Origin of the sequence: Serratia rhizosphaerae (assembly GCF_009817885.1) — a bacterium.
In the GTDB taxonomy this organism is placed as follows: domain Bacteria; phylum Pseudomonadota; class Gammaproteobacteria; order Enterobacterales; family Enterobacteriaceae; genus Serratia_B; species Serratia_B rhizosphaerae.
Window position 1 is genome coordinate 4,713,672 of the sequence record NZ_CP041764.1, and the last position, 21,555, is coordinate 4,735,226.

The 21,555-nt window shown below is 55.3% G+C and carries 18 protein-coding genes and 1 riboswitch; of the genes, 5 read left to right on the forward strand and 13 right to left on the reverse strand.

Going from position 1 to position 21,555, the window contains the following annotated elements:
• The first annotated feature begins 129 nt into the window (after positions 1–129).
• Positions 130–1,098 carry a LysR substrate-binding domain-containing protein gene (locus FO014_RS21950; RefSeq protein ID WP_111737083.1) on the forward strand — a complete coding sequence of 323 codons (969 nt, stop codon included), beginning with the start codon at positions 130–132 and terminating at the stop codon, positions 1,096–1,098.
• Between the two features lie 27 nt (positions 1,099–1,125).
• Here FO014_RS21950 and FO014_RS21955 read toward each other — a convergent pair whose 3' ends face one another.
• The 8 genes from FO014_RS21955 to FO014_RS21990 all read right to left on the reverse strand — a co-directional run bounded on the left by FO014_RS21955 (position 1,126) and on the right by FO014_RS21990 (position 11,337).
• Positions 1,126–1,770 carry a Qnr family pentapeptide repeat protein gene (locus FO014_RS21955; RefSeq protein ID WP_160031054.1) on the reverse strand — a complete coding sequence of 215 codons (645 nt, stop codon included), beginning with the start codon at positions 1,768–1,770 and terminating at the stop codon, positions 1,126–1,128.
• Positions 1,771–2,108: 338 nt separating this feature from the next.
• On the reverse strand, positions 2,109–3,005 hold the full coding sequence (locus tag FO014_RS21960; RefSeq protein WP_160031055.1) for a YncE family protein: 897 nt from the start codon (positions 3,003–3,005) through the stop codon (positions 2,109–2,111).
• A 117-nt stretch (positions 3,006–3,122) separates the two neighbouring features.
• A complete protein-coding gene (locus tag FO014_RS21965; protein WP_160031056.1) occupies positions 3,123–4,550 on the reverse strand; it encodes a glycerophosphodiester phosphodiesterase family protein in 1,428 nt (475 codons plus the stop codon).
• A gap of 1,083 nt (positions 4,551–5,633) precedes the next feature.
• Positions 5,634–6,749, reverse strand: coding sequence for an ABC transporter ATP-binding protein (locus FO014_RS21970; RefSeq protein WP_160031057.1), 1,116 nt, complete (start codon positions 6,747–6,749; stop codon positions 5,634–5,636).
• Between the two features lie 60 nt (positions 6,750–6,809).
• On the reverse strand, positions 6,810–8,171 hold the full coding sequence (locus FO014_RS21975) for a family 4 glycosyl hydrolase (protein WP_111737086.1): 1,362 nt from the start codon (positions 8,169–8,171) through the stop codon (positions 6,810–6,812).
• A gap of 35 nt (positions 8,172–8,206) precedes the next feature.
• Positions 8,207–9,052, reverse strand: a complete 846-nt coding sequence (locus tag FO014_RS21980; protein ID WP_105231154.1) for a carbohydrate ABC transporter permease — start codon at positions 9,050–9,052, stop codon at positions 8,207–8,209.
• Complete coding sequence (locus tag FO014_RS21985) at positions 9,049–10,038, reverse strand: carbohydrate ABC transporter permease (protein WP_160031058.1); 990 nt, start codon at positions 10,036–10,038, stop codon at positions 9,049–9,051. The genes FO014_RS21980 and FO014_RS21985 overlap by 4 nt, the downstream gene beginning before the upstream one ends.
• 33 nt (positions 10,039–10,071) lie before the next feature.
• The gene (locus FO014_RS21990; protein ID WP_160031059.1) at positions 10,072–11,337 is read right to left on the reverse strand and encodes an ABC transporter substrate-binding protein; all 1,266 of its coding nucleotides are present in this window, start codon (positions 11,335–11,337) and stop codon (positions 10,072–10,074) included.
• 116 nt (positions 11,338–11,453) lie between these two features.
• On the opposite strand from FO014_RS21990, the gene FO014_RS21995 reads away from it, so the two are divergent.
• Positions 11,454–12,386 (forward strand): LysR family transcriptional regulator, encoded by a 933-nt coding sequence (locus FO014_RS21995; protein WP_160031060.1) that lies wholly within the window; start codon positions 11,454–11,456, stop codon positions 12,384–12,386.
• Here the strand turns inward: FO014_RS21995 and FO014_RS22000 are convergent.
• Positions 12,380–12,652: a PTS sugar transporter subunit IIB gene (locus FO014_RS22000; RefSeq protein WP_160031061.1), complete on the reverse strand. Its 273-nt coding sequence runs from the start codon at positions 12,650–12,652 to the stop codon at positions 12,380–12,382. The two genes, FO014_RS21995 and FO014_RS22000, sit on opposite strands and share 7 nt — an antisense overlap.
• A 133-nt stretch (positions 12,653–12,785) precedes the next feature.
• On the opposite strand from FO014_RS22000, the gene FO014_RS22005 reads away from it, so the two are divergent.
• Positions 12,786–13,622: a S1 family serine peptidase gene (locus FO014_RS22005; protein ID WP_160031062.1), complete on the forward strand. Its 837-nt coding sequence runs from the start codon at positions 12,786–12,788 to the stop codon at positions 13,620–13,622.
• A 36-nt stretch (positions 13,623–13,658) separates the two neighbouring features.
• Here the strand turns inward: FO014_RS22005 and FO014_RS22010 are convergent, their stop codons facing one another.
• From FO014_RS22010 to mgtS, 3 genes are all read right to left on the reverse strand, one after another.
• Positions 13,659–16,097: a DUF3772 domain-containing protein gene (locus tag FO014_RS22010; protein ID WP_160031063.1), complete on the reverse strand. Its 2,439-nt coding sequence runs from the start codon at positions 16,095–16,097 to the stop codon at positions 13,659–13,661.
• A 149-nt stretch (positions 16,098–16,246) separates the two neighbouring features.
• Positions 16,247–16,450, reverse strand: coding sequence for a hypothetical protein (locus FO014_RS22015; protein WP_160031064.1), 204 nt, complete (start codon positions 16,448–16,450; stop codon positions 16,247–16,249).
• A gap of 111 nt (positions 16,451–16,561) precedes the next feature.
• On the reverse strand, positions 16,562–16,654 hold the full coding sequence (mgtS, locus tag FO014_RS22020) for a protein MgtS (protein ID WP_160031065.1): 93 nt from the start codon (positions 16,652–16,654) through the stop codon (positions 16,562–16,564).
• Between the two features lie 195 nt (positions 16,655–16,849).
• A riboswitch (M-box (ykoK) riboswitch) is annotated at positions 16,850–17,023 on the reverse strand.
• Between the two features lie 253 nt (positions 17,024–17,276).
• Between mgtS and FO014_RS22025 the strand changes: the two genes are divergently transcribed.
• Both FO014_RS22025 and fusA read left to right on the forward strand, forming a co-directional pair.
• A complete protein-coding gene (locus FO014_RS22025; protein WP_160031066.1) occupies positions 17,277–17,795 on the forward strand; it encodes a DUF2778 domain-containing protein in 519 nt (172 codons plus the stop codon).
• Between the two features lie 638 nt (positions 17,796–18,433).
• Complete coding sequence (fusA, locus tag FO014_RS22030) at positions 18,434–20,539, forward strand: elongation factor G (protein WP_160031067.1); 2,106 nt, start codon at positions 18,434–18,436, stop codon at positions 20,537–20,539.
• Positions 20,540–20,570: 31 nt separating this feature from the next.
• Here the strand turns inward: fusA and FO014_RS22035 are convergent, their stop codons facing one another.
• A complete protein-coding gene (locus tag FO014_RS22035) occupies positions 20,571–21,536 on the reverse strand; it encodes a DMT family transporter (protein ID WP_111737091.1) in 966 nt (321 codons plus the stop codon).
• Positions 21,537–21,555: the final 19 nt, after the last annotated feature.

The following is a 21,555-nucleotide window of genomic DNA, read 5'->3' on the forward strand; positions in this document are numbered from 1 at the left end:
CCGTTCGCTTCAACTGACATCTGTGTATCCCGTTTTACGTTAACTCTGTTACCATTTAGCTTAAACTTGGTACACGCAAGCCACAAATGCCAGTTTTAGAATTCATTGTTGCAATATTGGAACGTAAAGATGCAGAACCTGGATGATATGTATTACTTTGCCCGCGTGGTCGAACACGGTGGCTTCAGCGCCGCCGGGCGCGCGTTGGGCATTCCCAAATCACGGTTAAGCAGACGTATCAATGCGCTGGAAGAGCGGCTGGAGATCAAACTGATTAACCGCTCCACCCGGCAGTTTTCCGTCACCGAACTGGGGCACGCCTACTACCGCCACTGTATGGAGTTGACTGCGGCGGCGGAGGCTGCGCAGGCCATCGTGCACCAGAGCCAGACCGAACCGAAAGGCGGCATCCGCATCGCCTGCCCGACGGCGTTGCTGAACTTCCTGGTGACCGGCATGCTGGCGCGCTATATGAAACGCTATCCGAACGTCGAGATTTATCTGGAGAGCACCAATCGCCAGGTGGATATTCTGCGGGAGGGCTTTGACCTGGCGCTGCGTATCGACGTGCCGCCGCTGCCCGACAGCGGGTTGGCGAGCAAACGGCTGTCGCCCTGCACCTACCAGCTGGTCGCCAGCCCGCAACTGCTGGAAACATACGGTACGATCGGCGATCCGGCGGCGCTCGACCGCTATCCCAGCCTGTCGGTCTCCACCGCCTATCAGTCGCACGAATGGCAACTGCACGGCCCCGACGGTGCGGAACGTCGTATCCGCCACAGCCCTAATCTGGTGACCGACGATATGATCACCCTGCGCCGGGCGGCGCTGGAAGGCCGCGGCGTGGTGCAACTGCCGACCTTTGTGGTGTACAAGGATCTCAAACGCGGCAAACTGCGCACGGTGCTGCCGGCCTGGCAGCCGAAGCCGGCGGAGGTAAACGCTCTGTTTCCGTCGCGGCGCGGTCTGATGCCCGCCATCCGTAGCCTGCTGGATGCGCTGACGGAAGAGTTCGCCCATATTGACGTGGCCGCGCTGTACGCCCGTTACCAGCAAAGCGGCGACGGCGACGCCTGTATTCTGATGGATGAGTCCTGACGCCGTGTGCATTGCCGGACAGCAACGCTAGCCGATAACCAGGATACCTAAGCGCTCCATCAGCTGCGACGCCTGCTCGCTGTCCAGTTTGACCCCTTGCAGATCAACGTTGCGCACGTCCAGCTCGCCCAGTTCCGAATTGGTCAGGTCGCAGTGGGTAAAATCGGCGGCGCGCCAGTCGAACGAAGCAAACTCGCCGCCGGAAAGGTCGGAGCCGCTGAAATTTGCCCCCAGAATCTGAGCGCCGTTCCAGCGATTTTCCCACAGTTCGCACTTCTCCAGCACCACTTTTGAAAAGTTGGCGTAACTCAGGTTGCTCTTGGTGATGTAGGCGCTGCAAAACCAGCTGCGTGAGGTGATCATGTTCATAAAGCTGGCGCCGCGAAAGTCTGCGCCCTGCGCTCGGCATTCACGGATTTCAATGCTCAGCGCGCTGACGTTTCTGAAGTCCGTCATGGATAAATCACAGCTTTTGAAGCTGGCGTCCTTCAGCTGCGCCCGGCTGAAGCGGCACCCTAACCGGCTGTCGCGGTCGTAAAACGTGCAGCCGATAAACTCGCTGCCGGTCAGGTCCGCCCCCGAAAAGTCACAGTTGTGAAAGGTCGCATTTTCAACTTTTGCACCGGTAAAGCGGTTGCGGTCAATCTTTTCGCCATCCAGGGTCAGCGTCATAATTAATACCTGTTTATCCATACATGCATTGCGTATTGTAGCCCTCTCCTCGCTGCAGAGTAAACCGGCTTGGATGATGCGGTGTTCCGATGGGTTTTCGGCCATTTATAGGCGAACCGCTATCTCACCTGTTCCTGGGCGTGCAGATTTATCTCAGACATTATACTGAGTTACATAACTCCCTATGTAAACGACGAGAAAATATGTATAACCTGGGACTGTATTTCGCTAAATAGCAACGGCAGTATCCGTAATTTTCGGAAACCATAACAGCAATAAAATACCCCGCGCGTTTCAAAGGGTACTAAAACGCGCGGAATGTGATAAACAAGAAATCTTTATTTTATAACACATCCTAGCTTGACATCATAAATATAAATCTCGCTGATTTCTTTTTTATAACCTGGATAAGGATTCTTAGGGATGCCCTTCTCTATCTGCATGCCTCGGTTATTCAATACCAACAACTCACCGTTGAGTACGTTAACCCCTTCTATTTCTCCGAAGTCTGCAAAATCAGTAAACTTATACTGCAATTCGGAATTTTCACCCGATTGACTCAATGCTTGTTTTATATTCACTTTGTATAAGCTATCAGATTCTTTTTTATCCGCGAGTCCATCATCTGTGGTAATGAAAAGATTCCCATCAACATAATCAATCCCTTGAATAAATTTCAATTTAGGCAGTAGTTTAAGTCGTTGAATGAAATGCCCATCATCCATCGAATACTGATAAACATAACCACTGCTCTCATCATCGCCCCATGACGAAGCCCAAAACGTTTTACTGTCTTTATCAACGGACACGGCGGATATTTCATTCTGAGCCGATGCAGCATCCAACGGGATATTTTTTATAAACTTCAAGCTGTCGGCATCATAGACCGATATGTTTAGATTACGAGCTTTCCCGTCCTCGAAGAGTTCGGCCCCCAGATACAGCAAGCCACCGCTTGAGGATAAATCGCCAAAATGATTCAATCCCCCTCCTTGAGAAGAAAATGGTTTGTCATTGGCCAGAACCATATTTCCTTCTTTATCATATTTTTCTATTGACTTTGTTCCGGAGACGAAATAATAATCACCATCTGTAGTAATACCTTGCCGGCCATTAACCGTAAACGTTTTTTTCAACACATATTTGCTGCCGGCATGACTACACTGTTCATTCGTTGCTTTCGCTGTCATTGAAGTAATACTAAAAAAAATAACAATCCAGTAAAGTGGTTTCATTTTTCACACCTTATCATTATTAATCTTATAATTATTTTATCATGCAGTAAACTTAATAGGATTGGCTATATTCATAACTAGAGATACTTCTAACCATGAAATTTACTGCACCTGGCTTTATTGAATATGTTCAGCGTCCAATGCTTTCACTCCATTGACCTCTATTTTAAATAACTGAGCAACATCTGCCGGGCTAATAGCTCCCCCCGTTGTAAGCACGGCATCAATATCTATGGGGTTGTCGTCTATTGTTATTTTATTTTCCAACTCTCCATTTGAATCTACCCCATCTTGAATGATAATACTCCCACCATCATCAAACTGAATGATCAAATTACCTTCTTGGTTGATGAATGACACGTCATCAGCATTATACCCTTCAATGTTGATTTCCCCATCCCCCACCACAAGATTATTTCCATGAGCTTCCTGGTCATAGGTCATAATATCATCATTTCCAAAATAAATGACATTGTTTCCGGCTCCAGCGTAAATAGTGTTTTCCGACCCAGATGAATATATAAAGTCATCACCCCCACCGCCATTTAGTAAGTTATTTGAGCCGTGACTAATAATCATATCGTCGCCACCATCACCATACACCTTATTCTTATCACCACTAACATGAATGGTATCGTCACCTTGCATAGCGTAAACCTTTGTCAGAGTCTCTACGTCGACATTGTCACTCTCTTTACTCGCATGAATAACATCCAACATACCGTTGTGTTTATCAAACGCCTTTCTTGCCGTTTCTGTATTGTCGGCATAAATAGCATCGGCATTGGTATTTAAAAGATCTTCGTATTTTTCATCCGTTATATCTTCCTCTGCAGTAAATATATGTAGTTCCTTGTTGTTTTCATGAAGAGCATCCGCTAATTTTGTTAGCCGTTCTACGCCAAACGCTTTAGGTAAAGCATAACCATCAATATATTCATTTCCTTTTTTGTTAATAATGTCACTATACGCGTACGCTGTAGAAACAAAAGGAATTTTATCCCATATGTAAGCCAAGGCTGCTTTGACCGAGACTGTATGAACAAGCTCTATGAGCGGCAACTCTGCGGAACTGAACGAATCCGGATATTTTACAAAAACCTCATCATGAAGATATCTCAACGCATAGTTTTCAAAACTGTTGATGATGACTTTATCAGGGTCGGTAAAATCCTTAGCCACCAGCGTATCAATGGACTGGCTTGCCGCCTGTTTTGTCAGCGCTTTTGTATGAGCTTCTTTTATCTCGTAGCTGATGCCTATTTTCCGACCCGTCTCAATGCTCCTCTCCTTAACCATATCAACAATATCTTCAAACTTTGCCAGTTCAGGATCTTTTTTTAACGCCTCTTCATAGGTCATTTTTGAAAAGCCAATGTCATCATGGCAAGATACCAAAACGCCATCTTTTGTCACATAGAGATCGGGTTCCACATAGTCGGCGCCAAAGTCAATGGAGGCACTGTATGCGGCAAGGGTATGTTCGTTGACTCTTTCCCCATCACTATTCTTGGTGGTTCCTCGGTGTGCTAATAATTCTGTCATCGTTAGTCTATCCTTAAGTGTAATTATTTAGGTGAGACATTATTTTTTATAAAAATAAATGTGTTAATGAAGTTAAAATCCCTAGACATCGTCTAGTCGTGACAGCGATTTTGGTTTCATCACCATTTTGCAATGGTGATGAAACTCTGTACTGATGCTCTATTTCAACATCAACATAATTTTAGTCTTAACATAAAAGTGCCTATAAACTAAATGATTGATTAAAGAATAACGCTGGTTTTTATATTCCCACCAGCAAGATTCTGCGTACAGTAACACGTAGAAGGCGCCTCCCTAATAACAACCTTACGTCCCACTCTCGAATCGCCACCGAAGGAAATAGACTCGTATATGGCAACCTGCAAAATGCCTTTAACCGCCGGTGTAAGCCAGCAAGCAAAATGTCTGTATCAGGATTGGATATCTACAACATGAAACCCTCCGGTATCTTATCAAATGAGGAAAATTGATTGATTTAATTATATAATTTTGTACATCTCCACGTATTTTCCTGTACTTGCCGAACGTATGTTGGCGTGAGAATGTTGTTTTTTTTTCGTTTGATTATTATTCATACGCATGATTTGGTCACATGTCGTTAACAACTGACAAAAATCGTGATCAATATCTCGCATTTTGTTGATTTTTGTCCTGAGTGATGCTCGTTATTGTTTTTTTTCGCTCGTTAAGCATCGGCGATACAGTGCCACCTTGCGCTAGAGTCTGCGAAGGCGGTGTTTTTGCGGACTTAGAAGAATGCATGATGGCGGCTATTTCGGCTCAATAGATGTGCTCTAAGCCGACGTAGTGCCCGACCAGATCGATCAGGCCGCCCCGCTGCAGTCAGTTTGACCATCAGGTAACAGCGAGGAACTCTGCATCACTGATGTGAAGCCATGGGCGTTTCGTGATGATATCCGAACCAAAACCTATCCTTGTAAAAAGTCTGGCGGCGCTATCATTCCAACAGGTAAACCCGCGCTTCGTAAGGATGCAAAATATGTGACAATGTCAAGCTGGCATCATTGGCCAACTGCAGCACCGCCTCTTTCCACCACCGTTGTTTCATGCCTGCTCCTTCGGTTAGTGCGCCTGTTCGGACGACAGCTGGCGCGGGAACGCCCGGCCGTAATGGTCAAACAGATAACAGCACTCCACCGGCAGCCGTACGCCGACGGTCTCGCCCGCCGTAATCGGCGAACGCTGCGGATTACGCAGCACCCAGGGTTCGCCGGCGTTGCCGTTGTCCAGGTAGAGGTAGGTCTCGTTGCCCATATGTTCGACAAACATCACCTCCCCCTGATATTCGCACTCCTCCAGCCGGCCGCCCTGAATATGCTCCGGGCGGATGCCGAGGTTGACGCTTTGCCCTTCCGCCGCCTGCGGCGTCGCCACCGGCAGCACCAGCTGCTTGCCGTTATCCAGCTCCACCACGCTCTGCCGTTCGCCGGCGCGCTTGAGCACCGCCGGGATCAGGTTCATTTTCGGCGAGCCGATAAACTGCGCGACAAACTCATTGGCGGGATGGTCATACAACTCCAGCGGCGTGCCGACCTGCTCGATATGCCCTTTGTTCAGCACCACGATGCGGTCGGCCAGCGTCATTGCCTCCACCTGATCGTGGGTAACGTAAATAATGGTGGCGCCGAGGCGCTTATGCAGCGCGGCCACCTCCATCCGCATCTGTACGCGCAGCGAGGCGTCGAGGTTGGACAGCGGTTCGTCGAACAGAAACAGTTTGGGTTCGCGCACGATGGCGCGGCCGATCGCCACCCGCTGGCGCTGGCCGCCGGACAGGTCTTTCGGCTTGCGGTCGAGCAACGGCTCCAGCTGCAGCACGCGCGCGCTGTCGCGCACCCGGCGGTCGATTTCGCTTTTGCCGACCTTCGCCAGCTCCAGCGCAAAGGCCATATTCTGGTACACCGTCATATGCGGATAGAGCGCGTAAGACTGGAAAACCATGCCGATGCCGCGTTCGGCCGGCGAGTCGTCGTTGACGTAGTTGCCGTCGATATACATACCGCCACCGCTGATCGCCTCCAGCCCGGCGATCATCCGCAGCAGGGTCGATTTGCCGCAGCCGGACGGGCCGACGATCACCACGAATTCGCCGCTGTTGATCTGCAGATCCAGCGATTTAATCACCTCGGCGTGGCTGCCGTAGCGTTTTTGCAGTTTTTCCAGCGTGAGTTGCGCCATAGGGCCTCCTGTTTGCGACATCAAGAGCGGCGGAGCGTCCATGCGCCCCGCCGCTGCGGCTTACTTCAGATAGTCCAGCCACGGGCTCTGGCGGGCGATCATCAGATCCACCAGCTCCGGGATGGCGCGGCACTTATCGTTCACCGAATCCACCAGCAGCGCCTGGATCACCAGATCGCGCGAACCGTTGATCACCGCCTCGGCGGTCAGGTCGTGCACCGCAATCTGGTTGCTGAGCAGCCCGCCGATACCGGCCGGCATCTCCACCTTAATGCCGTGAATGCCCTTCTTGTCGACGATCGCCGGCACCTCCACCGCGATAAACGCCGGCAGCTGTTTGATAAAGCCGCGGTTGGGAATATTTACCGCCGCCTCTTCATAACCGGCGTCGGTCAGCATGCCTTCCATAATCGGCACCACGCGCTCTTTCAGCTTCAGTTCAATGCGCGGTTCGACGTGGCCGAGATAGTTGCGGTAGAAGGTGTAGAAATCGAGAATGCCGCGATGGTCGCTCACCTCGTAGGCCCAGCGGATATACTCGCCGAAGTGGCTGTCGCCGGTGATCGGCAGGTGGTGGAACTTCTCCAGCACCTCTTTGAACAGCGTGCGGTCCGCCCACGGGTAGAGGCTGTCCTTGCCGCCGAGCGCGTCGCGTTCGGTGCTGCCTTCCGTCTCCACCAGTTTGCCGTGCTGGCGGGTGTAGGCCAGAATATCGCTGTAGCCCGGCAGGCGCTCAAAATAGCCCGGCGCCTTGGCGCGCACGTCCGGATAGGCGTCGCGGCCGCTGTCTTTGTAGCTGGCCTCCAGCAGTACGCTGAAGTGGTTCAGGCCGGCGGCGCGCAGCTGCAGGTTGCTGAACGGCGTGCCGAGCATTTCCGGCAGATAGCGCTCCAGCGAGGCGATTTCGTGGCACATGCCGACAAAATTCAGTTCGGGGAACTTACGCTGCACCGTGGTGCAGATGCGGCTCATGGGGTTGGAGTAGTTAAACACCCAGGCATCCGGGCAGATGTCGGCAACGTCGGCGCAGATATCGAGGATCGGCGGGATAATGCGCAGCGAATGGAACAACCCGCCCGGCCCGCCGTTTTCACCGTAAACCTGCTGGATGCCGTACTGCTGCGGGATCTGCCAGTCCTGATCCCACAGGGCGAAGCGGTCGCCGACTTCGATGGAGATAATCACGAACTCGGCGCCCTGCAGCGCGCTTTTGCGGTCGGTGGTGGCGCTGACGCTGAACGGCAGATCCTGCGCCGCCAGGAAGTCGCGCGCGGTCTTTTCAGTTACCGCCAGCGAGGCGGGGTTGATGTCGTGTAGCACAATCTCACTGCCGTACAGCGTCTTGCTCTGGAAGATATCCCCCAGCGTGCCGAAGCCGAACTGTGCGCTGCCGGCACCTACCAATACGATTTTTGTCGCCATTGCTTTTTCCTCTTACCTCAGGGTTAGTCGATATATCAGCCTTTTACGGCACCGTTCGTTAAGCCGCTGACGATGCGACGCTGGAAGATCAGCACCAGCACCACGATCGGCAGCGTGACAATCACCGAGGCGGCCATAATCGCCCCCCACGGCAGTTCAAACTGCGAGGCGCCCTGCAGCATGCCGATAGCCACCGGCACGGTGCGTTTGCCGCTGGAGATGACAAACGTCAGCGCGAACATAAATTCATTCCAGGCGCCGATAAACGCCAGCAGCCCGGTGGTCACCAGCGACGGCCCCATAATCGGCGCGAAAATGCGGCTGATAATGGTCCAGGTGCCGGCGCCGTCGACGATCGCCGCCTCCTCCAGCTCCAGCGGGATGGATTTCATAAAGGTGGTCAGCACCCAGACGGTGAACGGCAGCGAAAAGGTGGCGTAGGACAGTACCAGCGCCCCCAGCGAGTCATACAGTCCGAGAAAACGCACCAGCTCAAACATGCCTGACAGCACCGCCACCTGCGGGAACATCGACACGCATAAAATGGTGAACAGCAGATACTTGCGCCCGCGGAACGAGATACGCGCCAGCGCGAACGCCGCGGTGATCGACACCAGCAGGCACAGCCCCACCGTGACGCCGGCCACCAGTATCGAATTCAACAGGCTGCGGGCGATGCCGTTCTCCATCAGCGCGGTGACATAGTTGCCCCAGTGCCAGGCGTCCGGCAGATAGGCGACGCGGAACAGATCCTGCCCGCCGCGCAGCGAGGTAATCAGCGCATAGTAGAAAGGAAACAGGCAGATCACGCTGGCCAGCGCCGCACCGGCGTAGATCATCGCGCGATGGCCGAACTGCTGTTGTTGCCGCGTCAGTTTCATGCGCGTTTCTCCTTATCGTTCAGACGGGACAGCGTCAGGAAGCAGGCGGCGATGCCGGCCACCATCATAAAGACCAGTACCGAAGCGGCCGAACCGGCACCCATCTCCTGGTAGCTGACCATCTGGTCGCGGGCATAGCCGGAGACCGATACCGTGGCCTCGCTGTTGGAGGTCAGCACGTAGATCAGGTCAAATACCCGCAGCGCATCCATTACCCGGAAGATCAGCGCCACGATCATCGCCGGCATAATCAGCGGCAGCGTAATGCGGCGGAAGCGCTGCCAGGCGTTGGCGCCGTCCACCCGCGCCGCCTCATACAGATCGCCGGGAATCAGCTGCAGCGCCGCCAGCAGCATCAGCGCCATAAACGGCGTGGTTTTCCACACGTCGGCGATTACCACCGCCCACATCGACAGCCCCGGCTCGGCCACCCAGGCCAGCGGCGTATCGATCAGACCGATTTTCAGCAGCAGGTCGTTCACCACGCCGTACTGGTCGTGGAACATCCAGCCCCACATTTTGGCGGAAACGATGGTCGGAATGGCCCACGGCACCAGAATGGCGGTGCGCACCAATCCCTGCCCACGGAATTTCTGATTCATCAACAGCGCCAGCAGCATGCCGAACAGCAGCTCCAGCGACACCGACAACAGACTGAAGCGCAGCGTATTGCCCACCGCCTGCCACCACAGCGGGTCCGCCAGCACGCCGTAGCTGCGTTCGTCAGCCAGATCGAGATAGTTGGCGAAACCGACAAAGCGCCATTCGCCCGGCATATCCAGCATGGCGTCGGTAAAGCTGTAAAACAGCGTGCGCAGCAGCGGCCAGCCGGCGACCGCCAACAGTAACAGCAAGGCGGGCGCGACCAGCAGCCAGGCGATGCGGCTGCGTTTTTGCTGATAATTCAGTTTACGGCGCGTTTGCGCGCGCTTTTCCAGCGGAGGATGGGCCACCGTCAGAGACAAAGGTTGCGTATCGCGTTTCATGGCATAAGGCTCCTGATGGTTAATCGGCGGCGCTTAGCGCCATCCCCGGGCGCGAATGCGTTCCAGACGCGCCTGCAGCGTCTGCACGGCATCGGCGCCATCGCTATCGCGACGCAATACGTTGAATGAGGTGTTGTAAATCGCCTTGGAGACCTGGGCGTATTTGCGTTGCGTCTGGGTTGCCGGCCGCGGCGTGGCCTTGGCCAGAATGCCGCTGAAGGTTGCCAGATACGGCGCCTGCGCCAGCACCTGCGGATCCTGATACAGCGCCTGGCGTGACGGCGCCCAGCCCAGCAGCGCCTGCGCTTTTTTCTGCGATTCGGCATCGCTGACGATTTTCAGCAGCGCCACCGCCGCCTGCGGATTTTTGGTGTAGCTGCTGATCGCCCATTGCCAGCCGCCCAGGGTGCTGACCGACTGGCCGTCGACGCCGCCCGGCACCGGCATCACGCCCACTTTGCCGCGTATCGCGCTGCTTTTATCCTGCGTCAGCACATAGGCGTACAGCCAGTTGCGCATAAACACCGCATCACCGTTCTGAAACAGCGCGCGCCCCTCTTCCTCCATATAGCCCAGCACGCCGGGCGGCGCGATGGTGCCGACCCAGCCGGCGGCCATCTCCAGCGCCCGCGCCGCGCGCGGATTGTTGATGGTGATGTTGCCGTCGGCGTCGATAAAGGTGCCGCCGCCCTGCGACGCCACCCACTCCAGCGCGTTGCAGGTCAGCCCTTCATAAGATTTGCCCTGAAACACCAGACCCCAGAGGCCTTTATGCCCGTTCTCACGCTCCGCCTGCTGAATGCGCGCGGCGATACGCGTCAGCTCGGCCCAGGTTTTCGGCGGCTGTTCGCCGTACTTCTCCAGCAGGTCTTTGCGGTAGTAGAGCGCGCCGGTGTCCATATAGGCGGGAATCGCCTTAACGCGGCCGTTCACCATGTCGTTGCGCCAGGCGGCGGGAAAGAAGTCCTGTTGCATATCGCCGACGTATGGCGTGAGATCGAGCAGATGTTTATTGAGCACGCCGATCCACACCGTGTCGGCCTGGAACAGATCGATGGCGTTGGCGTCTCTGGCGGCAAACAACTGCTGAAACAGCGACAGCTTCTCGTCAGAGGCGCGGGGTAAATCGATAAAGGTCAGGGTGTGCCCGGTCTGGGCTTCAAAACGCTGTTTGACGTAATGGCAAAACTCACGTCCTTCTTTGCTGGGCGAGCACTCCATCCTCAGCGTATCGGCCTGCGCCAGCGCCGGCAGCAACGCCAATGAGCAGGCGGTCAGGTTTAACAACAGTTTTCTCATGGCGTCCCCTGTGCGGAATCAATCGGCATAAGTGCACGCTATCGGCTGGGCGTCATTGGCGGAAATTGTTTTTCGCACCTACGATATAGAAATCTTCTATATCAACAGCGGAAAACATGATCGTGGACAAAATTCTGCGCCAGTTTATCGAAGTCGCCATGTTTAAAAATGTGAGTCATGCAGCAAACAAACTCTGCCTCAGCCAGCCGACGCTGACGCATAACATGAAGAAACTGGAAGAAAATCTGGGCGTGCAGCTGCTGGAGCGCACCTCCAGCGGCGTGACCACCACCCAGTATGGCGAGCTGCTGCTGGAGCAGGCGCAGATGATGCAGCGTATCTATGATAATACGCTGCTGAAGATGGCGGCGATCAAGGCGCGTCAGGCGCAGAGCCTGCGTATGGGCAGCGGCCACGCCTGGTGGTATATGTTCGTGCGCGACTGCTTTAACCGTTACCGCGAGCAGCACGCGACGGTCAATATCCATATTGACCTGGGCAACCACCTGCGGCTGATGGATCTGCTGTTAGGCGGTGATATCGACCTGTTTATCGGCCATGAAATTCAGGGGCTGAACCCGAAGGCCGGTATTACCTTTCTGCCGCTGTTCGCCACCGCCGACACGCTGTTCGCCCGTCAGGATCATCCGCTACAGGGGCACGCCGTGCGGCCGGACGACCTGCTGGATTACCCCTGCGTGGAGCTGACGCCGGATGAAACCCGCTATCAGCATATGGTGGCGGATATGCAGCAGAAGAAGCTGACGCGCAACCGCCAGCATCTGGCGGAGCGGGTGATCTGGTCCACCAACTCAATGATGTCAGCGATTGATATGGTAAATGATTCTGACGCGGTAATGCTGACCTATCCCCGCTGTATGGCCGGCTACTTTGCCCGCTACGGCATTGCGCCGCTGAATATGGAATCCCACAATGTGTGCACCGTGGGCATGTATCTGATACGGGAAAAGGCGGACGCGCCGCAGGTTCAGCAGATGCTGGCGCTGATGCGCCAGCATATCGAACGGCTGGGGCCGCAGCTTCAGTAGTCGCGGCCGGCGGATTCGCTCAGCGCCTGATACAACGGCCTGGCGTTGCCGGGGCCGACTACCAGTTGGTACTCAACGCCGCCCTGTGTGTCCGGCACTTCCAGCAGGGCCTTGATGCCCTCCAGCCCGGCGATGCCGTCCCGGTTCAGCCTGCCATCTTCTTTGAGCGAAACGCGGATACGGCTGGCGCAGTAGCGCAGGCGATCCACATTCTGCGCACCGCCGAAGGCCGTCAGCAGTACGTCGGCCAGATTGCAAAGCGTCATAAGTCTCCCTCCGAAAGCATGGCGATACCCTTTCAGCATAGAGCGGGCGTAAGAGGAAGGGAAATTGATTTAACCCACGGGGATATAGATTCTTTCTATGTCCGGTGTGCAGCAAGCAGAGGAGCAAGTCAGCATGCGCTATTCATCCGTGGATTTTTATCCACACCTGCCGGTTACTACGCTGGCGCCGTCATGGATTCAGCAAAACGCCACCACCCGGCTGTCGGAAAAGTGGCAAAAAGCGCTGGTTTCTTTTTTTGTCAGAAAAGCGCACAGCGTCAAGGAGGCGCAGCTTATCGGCAGCGGTTTTTTATATATGCTCGGCGGTGTTCAACCCTGCATCTTCACCGCGTCGCACGTGGTCAACGAACTGCTCCAGGGCGATACCCCTTTCTTTTCGATCAACGGTGAGAAATTCCGCTTCCGCAACCTGGAGTACTACCATAACGAGCAGCAGGACTATGCGGTGATTCCCTTCAGTCAAGAGATGCTGGCCGCCGAGCGCGGCTATACGCTGTTTCGCGGCGAGGAGCGGGCGCTGCTGAGTAAAACCTCCTCATTCGTCATTATGGGCTACCCATCCAACCGAAACCGGCTGCACGTGGATCGCAACAATGACGGGCTATACCTGCAAAACCTCACCTTCCACCATTTCAGTTACGACACGGACAGCGAGGACATCTATTTTGCCTTCGACCCGAAGGCAAAAAAAAGCGGCTTTACCTATGAACAGGCGAGTAGCCGTACCTCGCTCTCTTCGCTGGCCGGCATGAGCGGCAGCGTGATAGCCCAGATAATGGAACATCAGATCACCGGGGATTTTACGCTGCGCGCGGTGGGTATCTTTAAAGAGCAGCCGAAAAAACGGCAGGGAAAGGATAAATTTTTGGTGGGATGTACGCTGATTCAGTTTGCCGATGAGGTGAACGACCTGATCCGGCTGAGGACGATTATGCGTAGTGAGGCGTGACAAAACGCCGGCCCTGTGGCGGGGCCGGCGCAGAGATCAGGAGCGTTGTTCCTCCTCATCCTCCGTCAGCTGCTGCTGGCGCTGCCTCATGACCACCACCTCCTGCGGACTGGAGAGATGCACCTGCTCCTGACGCAACAGCTTGAGGATATTGAACAGCAGCTCGCTTTTGGTGGCGCCGACCATGCGCGGGCTGGCGACATAGCCGGTAACGCTGAGGATAATGCCCTCCGGGCCGAGCTGGCTGAAGCGCACATAAGGCACCGGCGACTCCTGAATCGCCTCATATTCCTGGTAGGCGGTCAGCAGCAGGTTGCGCACCTGCTCGGGGTCGATCTCGGTCGGGAAGGTCAGCGCGATGGTCACTACCCCCTGCGCGTTGCCCATGGTGGCGTTACGCACGTTCTGCGAAATCAGCTGCGAGTTCGGCACGATCATGGTGGAACGGTCGCTGAGCTGGATCTCGGTGGCGCGCACGTTGATGCGCCGTACGTCCCCCTCCACGCCGCCGATGCCGATCATATCTCCGACTTTCACCGGCCGTTCGGTCAGCAGAATCAGGCCGGAAATGAAGTTCTTCACAATCTCCTGCAGGCCGAAACCGATACCCACCGACAGCGCACTGACGATCCAGGCCAGGTTATTCCACTGGATGCCCAGCGCGGCCAGCGTGATCAGAATCAGCAGCACATAGCCGACGTTGGTGAACAGCGTCACCAGCGAGGCGCGAATACCGACGTCGTTAATGGTTTTCGGCAGCAGTTCGTTATTCAGCCAGCGGCTGCTGGCGCGCAGAATATAGCCGCCTATCAGCAGGCAAATCAGCGCGTTAATCAGATTACCGGGCACGATATGCAGCTTTTTCAGCCCTTCGCCGCTGAGAATGGCGACGATTTTTTCCAGCAGCGAGTTCGGCGTGGTGGTGCCGAAGGTGCCGTTGAGCAGCGCCACGATCATCAGCAGCAACAGCCCGCACTTAAAGGCGGCGGTAAAGACGATGGTCAGCTGTTCCAGATGGCGCTCGCCAAGGCCGAGCGAGCGCATCAGCGAACGGCCGCTGGCGGTATGCGACGAGAAAATGGCGCTCCAGACGTCGGTGGAGAACTGAATCAGGAAATAGAACGCCATCAGCACCAGCGTCGTCCAGATCGCCTGATAAATCAGGAAACGGGCAAACGAGATATAACCGATGAGCAGCGCCAACAGCACCACTAACGACACCAGCAGCGTGGCAAGCTGCGCCAGTCCGCCGATCATCGAGCGTTTTTCCAGCTGTTCGCCCTGGCGTTCGCTGCGCTGCCGCAGACGATGGGCGCGCAGCGTTATCGCCAACAGCACCAGCGCCATCAGCGCAGCCAGCAGGCCGTTGCTGAAAATGGCGGAGCCAAGGCTGGCGCCAATCACGTTGTTAATCAGTTCGACCGTGCCGAACGCCAGCACCAGCGCCGCCAGCAGCGGCGAGAAGTTACGCAGGCCGGCGGCGATGGTGTCGTCAATGGCAGGCAGACGCCAGGAGGGACGACGGTTGGACAAAAATGCCCTTCCCAGACCGGCGATCAGCGCGCAGAAGATGCCCAGACGGGTGAAACCGTCGGCAAAGTCCTGCAGCATCGATGACAGTTCGGTCGCGCGGGTGAACGCCTGATACAACAGATTAAGCGCCAGCGCGGTGGTGCACAGCGTAATCAGCGCGGTGCCGAGCGCGGTAAAGCTGCGGCGCAGGCGGCCGTCCGGCAGATAGCGGATGCTGAACCAGGCGAGCGCCTGTTCGGAGAAATAGCGTCCCAGCGACCAGATCACCCCGGCCAACAGCAGCAGGCCGGCGGTGCCGTAACGCCACGGCGCCTGCCAGCTGGCGTCCCAGACGGCGCGCAGTTCAGCGGCGAACTCCGCCAGGCGCTGTTTGTCCTGCGGCTGCGGCGCAATCACCGGCGTCCAGAACGACAGGCTGAGCACGCTGCCGGAATTCAGCGCCAGTTGAGACTTGAACGCCACGCGGCGTAAATCGCCGATCTGCTGCGTCAGCTCATGGGCGCTGCCGCGAATGGCCTGCGAACGTTTTACCGAGTCATCCAGCAGCTTTTTGCTGTTGTTCAGGCTGTTACGCTGTTGCGCCACCGCGGCGGTTTCCGCCTGCGCGCCCGGCGCCGGCGGCGGGCCGAGCACATCCAGCTGCCCTTTCAGTTTCTCCTGCATCGGCTGCAGGTCGGTCAGAAACTGTTCGGTATTGGCCGCCAACTGCTGCGTACGCTCCTGCAGCTTGCTCAGTTGGTTATCGGTGGTGGCTTTGGAAACCTGTTGCTTAATATCGTCCAGCTCTTTTTGATAGTTTTTCAGCGCTGCGGCAATATCCTGCTGGCTCAGTTCGGCCTGCTCGGCAGACTGCGCCTCTTCGGCGGCATAGCCGCTGTGCGGCGCCAGCGGCAACCCGAACAGCACCAGTAGCAACAGAACGATCTGTAACGGCCTTATCATAAATCTCGATGCCCGACATAGTTGATAGATAGACAACACAGACGAGACAGCCCCGGCTCTCCCGTCTATAACAATAAACCGAGATTATGATAGCTGCTTAATGATGGGCAGAATATCGGAATCCTGCGCGCAGAACGGTAACATGGCCGTCAGCGCCGCGATTTATGGCGTTTTCGTTCACCGCGCCGGCCGACAAAGCGCCATATCACGCCCAGCAGCACCAGGGTGCCGGAGAAAGTCAGCAGCAGGCTGATAAAGAATTCGGATTCACCGGTGGAGGAAAAGTAGATCTCGTTGATACCGACGGAGATCATCAGGATGGCATACAGCAAAACAAAAATTGAAATAATCATGATAGCGACACACTGTGCAACCGCATCCAGGTTAGGTCGTTACGATCTCCTCCCCGTAATACGCAGTGTGATTGCGGGGAGGAGCTGACTGGGTGGATCGTTAAGATTCATTTAGTCGTCCCATTTGGTGCTCATATAGGCTGCCAGCAGTCCCAGGGTGCTGATCAGGCCCAGAAAGCCGAGAAATACCGTCATGTTTCCCATTTTCATATCCTCAAGTTAAGTGTTTTCGATAGTGACCTCGCGTCGTCGCATTAAGAGTTTCAACCTCCCTATCCTTGATGGCATAAGTTGCCGTTTCAGATGTGCGGTGCTGGTGGTTTGATGGCAAAAAAACCGCCCCGCTACGCTGTTTATGCTGCGGGTCGTCAGGAGAGTAACCAAAGAGGGAGTGCAGGAAGCCTATCTCCGCGTCCAGGTTTTAGCACTATACAACGTATCTGAATGAAATATCAGAAGTTACCTTGGGCTAAACCTTAATCCGATCAAGCCTGTCTTAACCTTGGGCATCTCTCGATGTCGTCAGATCAGTAACCTGTGTTTGTATAGGAGCCTCGCCAAACGAGATATCGCTATAAACGTCGCGGGGGATTATAAGCAGGATTGATTTATGTTGCCGATAAATATGCCTTTTGTTTAGGCGATGTTTAATAACCGCCACTAACGCCTGACTCACCGCTCCTCTTCCGGTGTTTGGCTACAAAAAATCAGGCAATCTCCTATTTTGCTATAAAAGATGCAAACCGCTAATTAAAAAATTTATGCCACGGTTTATGTTGTCCGTTCGCAGGAACAGCGTTTTTTATATCAATCATGGATAGAAAATATGGCACTATACGGAAAGTTTATAGTTAATGATGCGGATTATTCACCGTTGACAATTTATGGCATCGGTACGTTTATGGCGTTCTCCGGCAACGGGAATTATCGGAACGCGCCGGGGTGCGGAGCTATCCCCAACAACGGCCCAATCCCGGCGGGGAAATACTGGATTGTGGATCGCCCCTCTGGAGGATATAGAGAACCGATAAAGACGTGGTTTAGTGATGTGATAAACCGCAGCTTTCGCAACATTCCAACCGGTAAGAGAGAATGGTTCGGATTATTCAGGGACGATGGAACCATAGACGATTATACGTGGGTCAGAGGGATTGAACGCGGAAACTTTAGGCTACACCCCGGCACTATCTCCCTCGGTTGTATCACGCTAAAACGTCACTCAGACTTTGCCGCAATTCGTAGCGCTCTACTGAGAACTAAAACAATCAATATCAGAAATACGAGATTGCGCACGTATGGTATGATTAATGTGATTAGCAACGGAGAATGCAAGGTAAGCGGATGAAAAAGGCATTTTTAATACTGGCAAAAGTCGCTGTTTTCATCATATTGCTGATGAATATGGGGATATGGTTTCCATATTATTATTTCATCAGGGTAAACATGCACAACATTATGTCTTTAGGCACAGCGAGAGATATAACTGATATCTTTGGAGGATATCCAGAACCATATGATTTCATGGCGTTATTATTAGTGTTCACCTTGAATGTAATCATATCGTTAATATGCTGCAAATTAATTTTCATGCTAGGTAGTCATTTAAAGAAATTAATAATATCATCAAATTAAATAGAGGCCGGCTAACCCGGCCTTTTTATTATCAAAAAGATTTCCACGCAGAGAACACCAGCGGATCGCCAAACGCATAACGCCGATATTCAACGGTCGAGTTTTTACCTGCCTCATCCTGTCACTTCCGGAGTAAAAGCAATGACAATAAAATCAACAGATTGAAAAGTTACGCCTATCACAGCCATAGGTTAATAAAATCACCGGGGTAAACTACGATTAAGGAGCATCCGGCAGCGACAGCGCCGGATACGGTATGAGCGCCCCACGCCGGGGCGCCCTTTCATTAACGGGTATATGGCGCCCGCAGCGGCGCCGAGTCAAACGCCACACGGCTAAGCAAGGTTAATTATGGCACGCACTACCCCTATCGAACGTTACCGCAATATCGGCATCTCGGCACATATCGATGCCGGCAAAACTACCACCACCGAGCGGATTCTGTTTTACACCGGGGTCAGTCACAAGTTGGGCGAAGTGCACGACGGCGCAGCAACGATGGACTGGATGGCACAGGAACAGGAGCGCGGGATCACCATCACCTCGGCGGCGACCACCTGCTTTTGGAACGGCATGGAACATAATTATCCGCAGCACCGCATCAATATTATCGACACCCCGGGACACGTCGATTTTACCATTGAGGTCGAGCGCTCGATGCGCGTGCTCGACGGCGCGGTGATGGTGTATGACTCGGTGGGCGGCGTTCAGCCGCAGTCGGAAACCGTCTGGCGGCAGGCCAATAAATATCATGTGCCGCGGCTGGCGTTCGTCAACAAGATGGATCGCGTCGGCTCCAACTTTTTCCGCGTGCGGCAGATGATGATCGACCGCCTGAAGGCCAACCCGGTGCCGATCGTCATTCCGATCGGCGCTGAAGATAACTTCAGCGGCGTGGTGGATCTCATCCGCATGCAGGCCATTTTGTGGGACGACGCCAGCCAGGGCATGACCTTCCGCTTTGAGGCCATTCCCGTCGAGCTGCAGGCCGAAGCCGACGAATGGCGGGAGAAAATGGTGGAAGCCGCCGCCGAAGGCTCAGAAGCGCTGATGGAGAAATACCTGGCCGGCGAAGCGCTGAGCGAGGCGGAGATTACCGCCGGCCTGCGCGCGCGCACCATCGCCGGTGAAATTCAACCGATGCTGTGCGGCTCGGCGTTCCGCAATAAAGGCGTGCAGCGCATGCTGGACGCGGTAATAGAACTGATGCCCTCGCCGCTCGACGTACCGCCGATGGAAGGCCACGATGAGGATGATCGGATCGTGGTGCGCCATGCCGACGATGAGGAAAAGTTCTCGGCGCTGGCGTTCAAACTGATGACCGATCCGTTCGTCGGCCAACTGACGTTTGTGCGCGTCTACTCCGGCGTGCTGGCGAAAGGCAGCAGCGTCTACAACCCGGTGAAAGGCAAGAAAGAGCGTATCGGCCGCATCGTGCAGATGCACGCCAACGACCGCAAAGACGTCGATGAGCTGCACGCCGGCGATATCGCCGCCTGCGTCGGGCTGAAGGACGTCACCACCGGCGATACGCTGTGCGATCCCAACGCGATTATCACGCTGGAACGCATGGTGTTTCCGGAGCCGGTGATCGCCCAGGCGATCGAACCGAAAACCAAAGCCGACCAGGAGAAGATGGGCATTGCGCTGCAGCGCCTCTCTTCCGAAGATCCGTCGTTTCGGGTACGTACCGATGAGGAGTCCGGTCAGACCATTATTTACGGTATGGGCGAACTGCATCTGGAAATCATCGTCGACCGCATGCGGCGCGAATTCGGCGTGGACACCAACACCGGCAAGCCGCAGGTGTCGTACCGCGAAACCATCCGCAGCAAAGTGAGCGATGTGGAAGGCAAATTCGTGCGCCAGTCCGGCGGTAAAGGCCAGTACGGTCACGTGGTGTTAACGGTCGAACCGAACGAAGCCGGCAAAGGCTTCGAGTTTTTCGATGAGATCAAAGGCGGCGTGGTGCCGGGGGAATATATCCCGGCAGTGAAAAAAGGCGTTCAGGAGGCGCTGAACAACGGCATTCTGGCCGGTTTCCCGGTGGTGGACGTCAAGGTGCACCTGACCTTCGGCTCTTACCACGACGTCGACTCTTCGGAGCAGGCGTTCCGCATGGCGGCGATTTTCGGCTTTAAAGAGGCCTGCCGTCAGGCGAATCCGGTGATCCTGGAGCCGATTATGAAGGTGGAAATAGAGACGCCGGAAGAGTATGCCGGCGGCGTGATGGGCGATCTGTCATCCCGACGCGGTCAGCTGCAGGGTATGGAGGATATCGCCGGCGGCGGCGGTAAGGAGATCCATGCCAAAGTGCCGCTGTCCGAGATGTTCGGCTACTCCACCACTCTACGTTCAATGACGCAGGGGCGCGCCACCTTTACCATGGAGTTCAGCCACTACGCGGAAGCGCCGCGCAGCGTGGCCGACGAGATCATCAGCCAGCGCGCGCGTTAACCCCCCTGTCTGCCGCCGTCGGCGGCAGACATTACGCCTTGCTGTCCAGCGAGACCACTACCGGCTCCGGCCGGATGCGCATGGCGTAAATCACCCCGATCATCAGACAGGCGATGCCGGCACTGGTCAGCAGCGGCGGCCAGCTCTGGCGCAGAATAAACGTGTAGGCCAACCCCGCCAGAATCTCGAACACGATCAGCGGCCCGACCAGCACCGTCGGTAAACGCTGGCTGGCTTCGTTCCAGCACAGCGTGCCGATCCACGAGCAAAAAATCCCGAGCACGACCATCAAAGCGACAAACACCCACGGCCTGGGGCCGAACGGCAAGGCAAACTCAGGCTGTGTCAGCGCCAGCTGACCACAGACCAGCAGATAACCGACCAGCGACAGCGGCAACGTCGCTACCCCCATCGCCGTCGCCCAGGTGGTCGGCCGCAGCTGCGGATGTTCGCGCAGCCAGCGCGCATTGCGCAGCGGATACCAGGTCCAGCAGGCTACCGCCAGCAGCGCCAGCGCCAGACCGCTGACGTAACGCCAGAGATCGACCGGCACCGTGCTGCTGCGCAGTTCCGCGACGTTGACCAGCACCAGCCCCAGGGCGATAAGCAGCAACGCCGGCGTCAACCGTCGCCAGGAGAGCCGCCCTTCATGACGGCCGTAACACAGGTTGGCGGTGACCGACATCACCACCGGCAAGGTGCCGATAATCATGGTGGAAATCGGCGCGCCGGTGCGTTGGATGGCGCTGGCCAGACACACGTAATACAACAGGTTGCCGATGGCGGTAAACTTCAGCGCTTCCAGCCAGTCCTGACGCCGCAGCTTTTTCAGCCGCTGGCGATCGAGCCAGGCCAGCGGCAGCGCGATCAGGCCAAACGCCAGATAGCGACCGGTGGACTGCAGCGCTGCAGGGTAATCCGGCACGATCAGCGGCCCGACGAAAATCAGCCCCCACATCAGCCCGGCAGACAGCGCAAACATAATCCCTAAAAACATGGTGACTCCATAAAAAGAG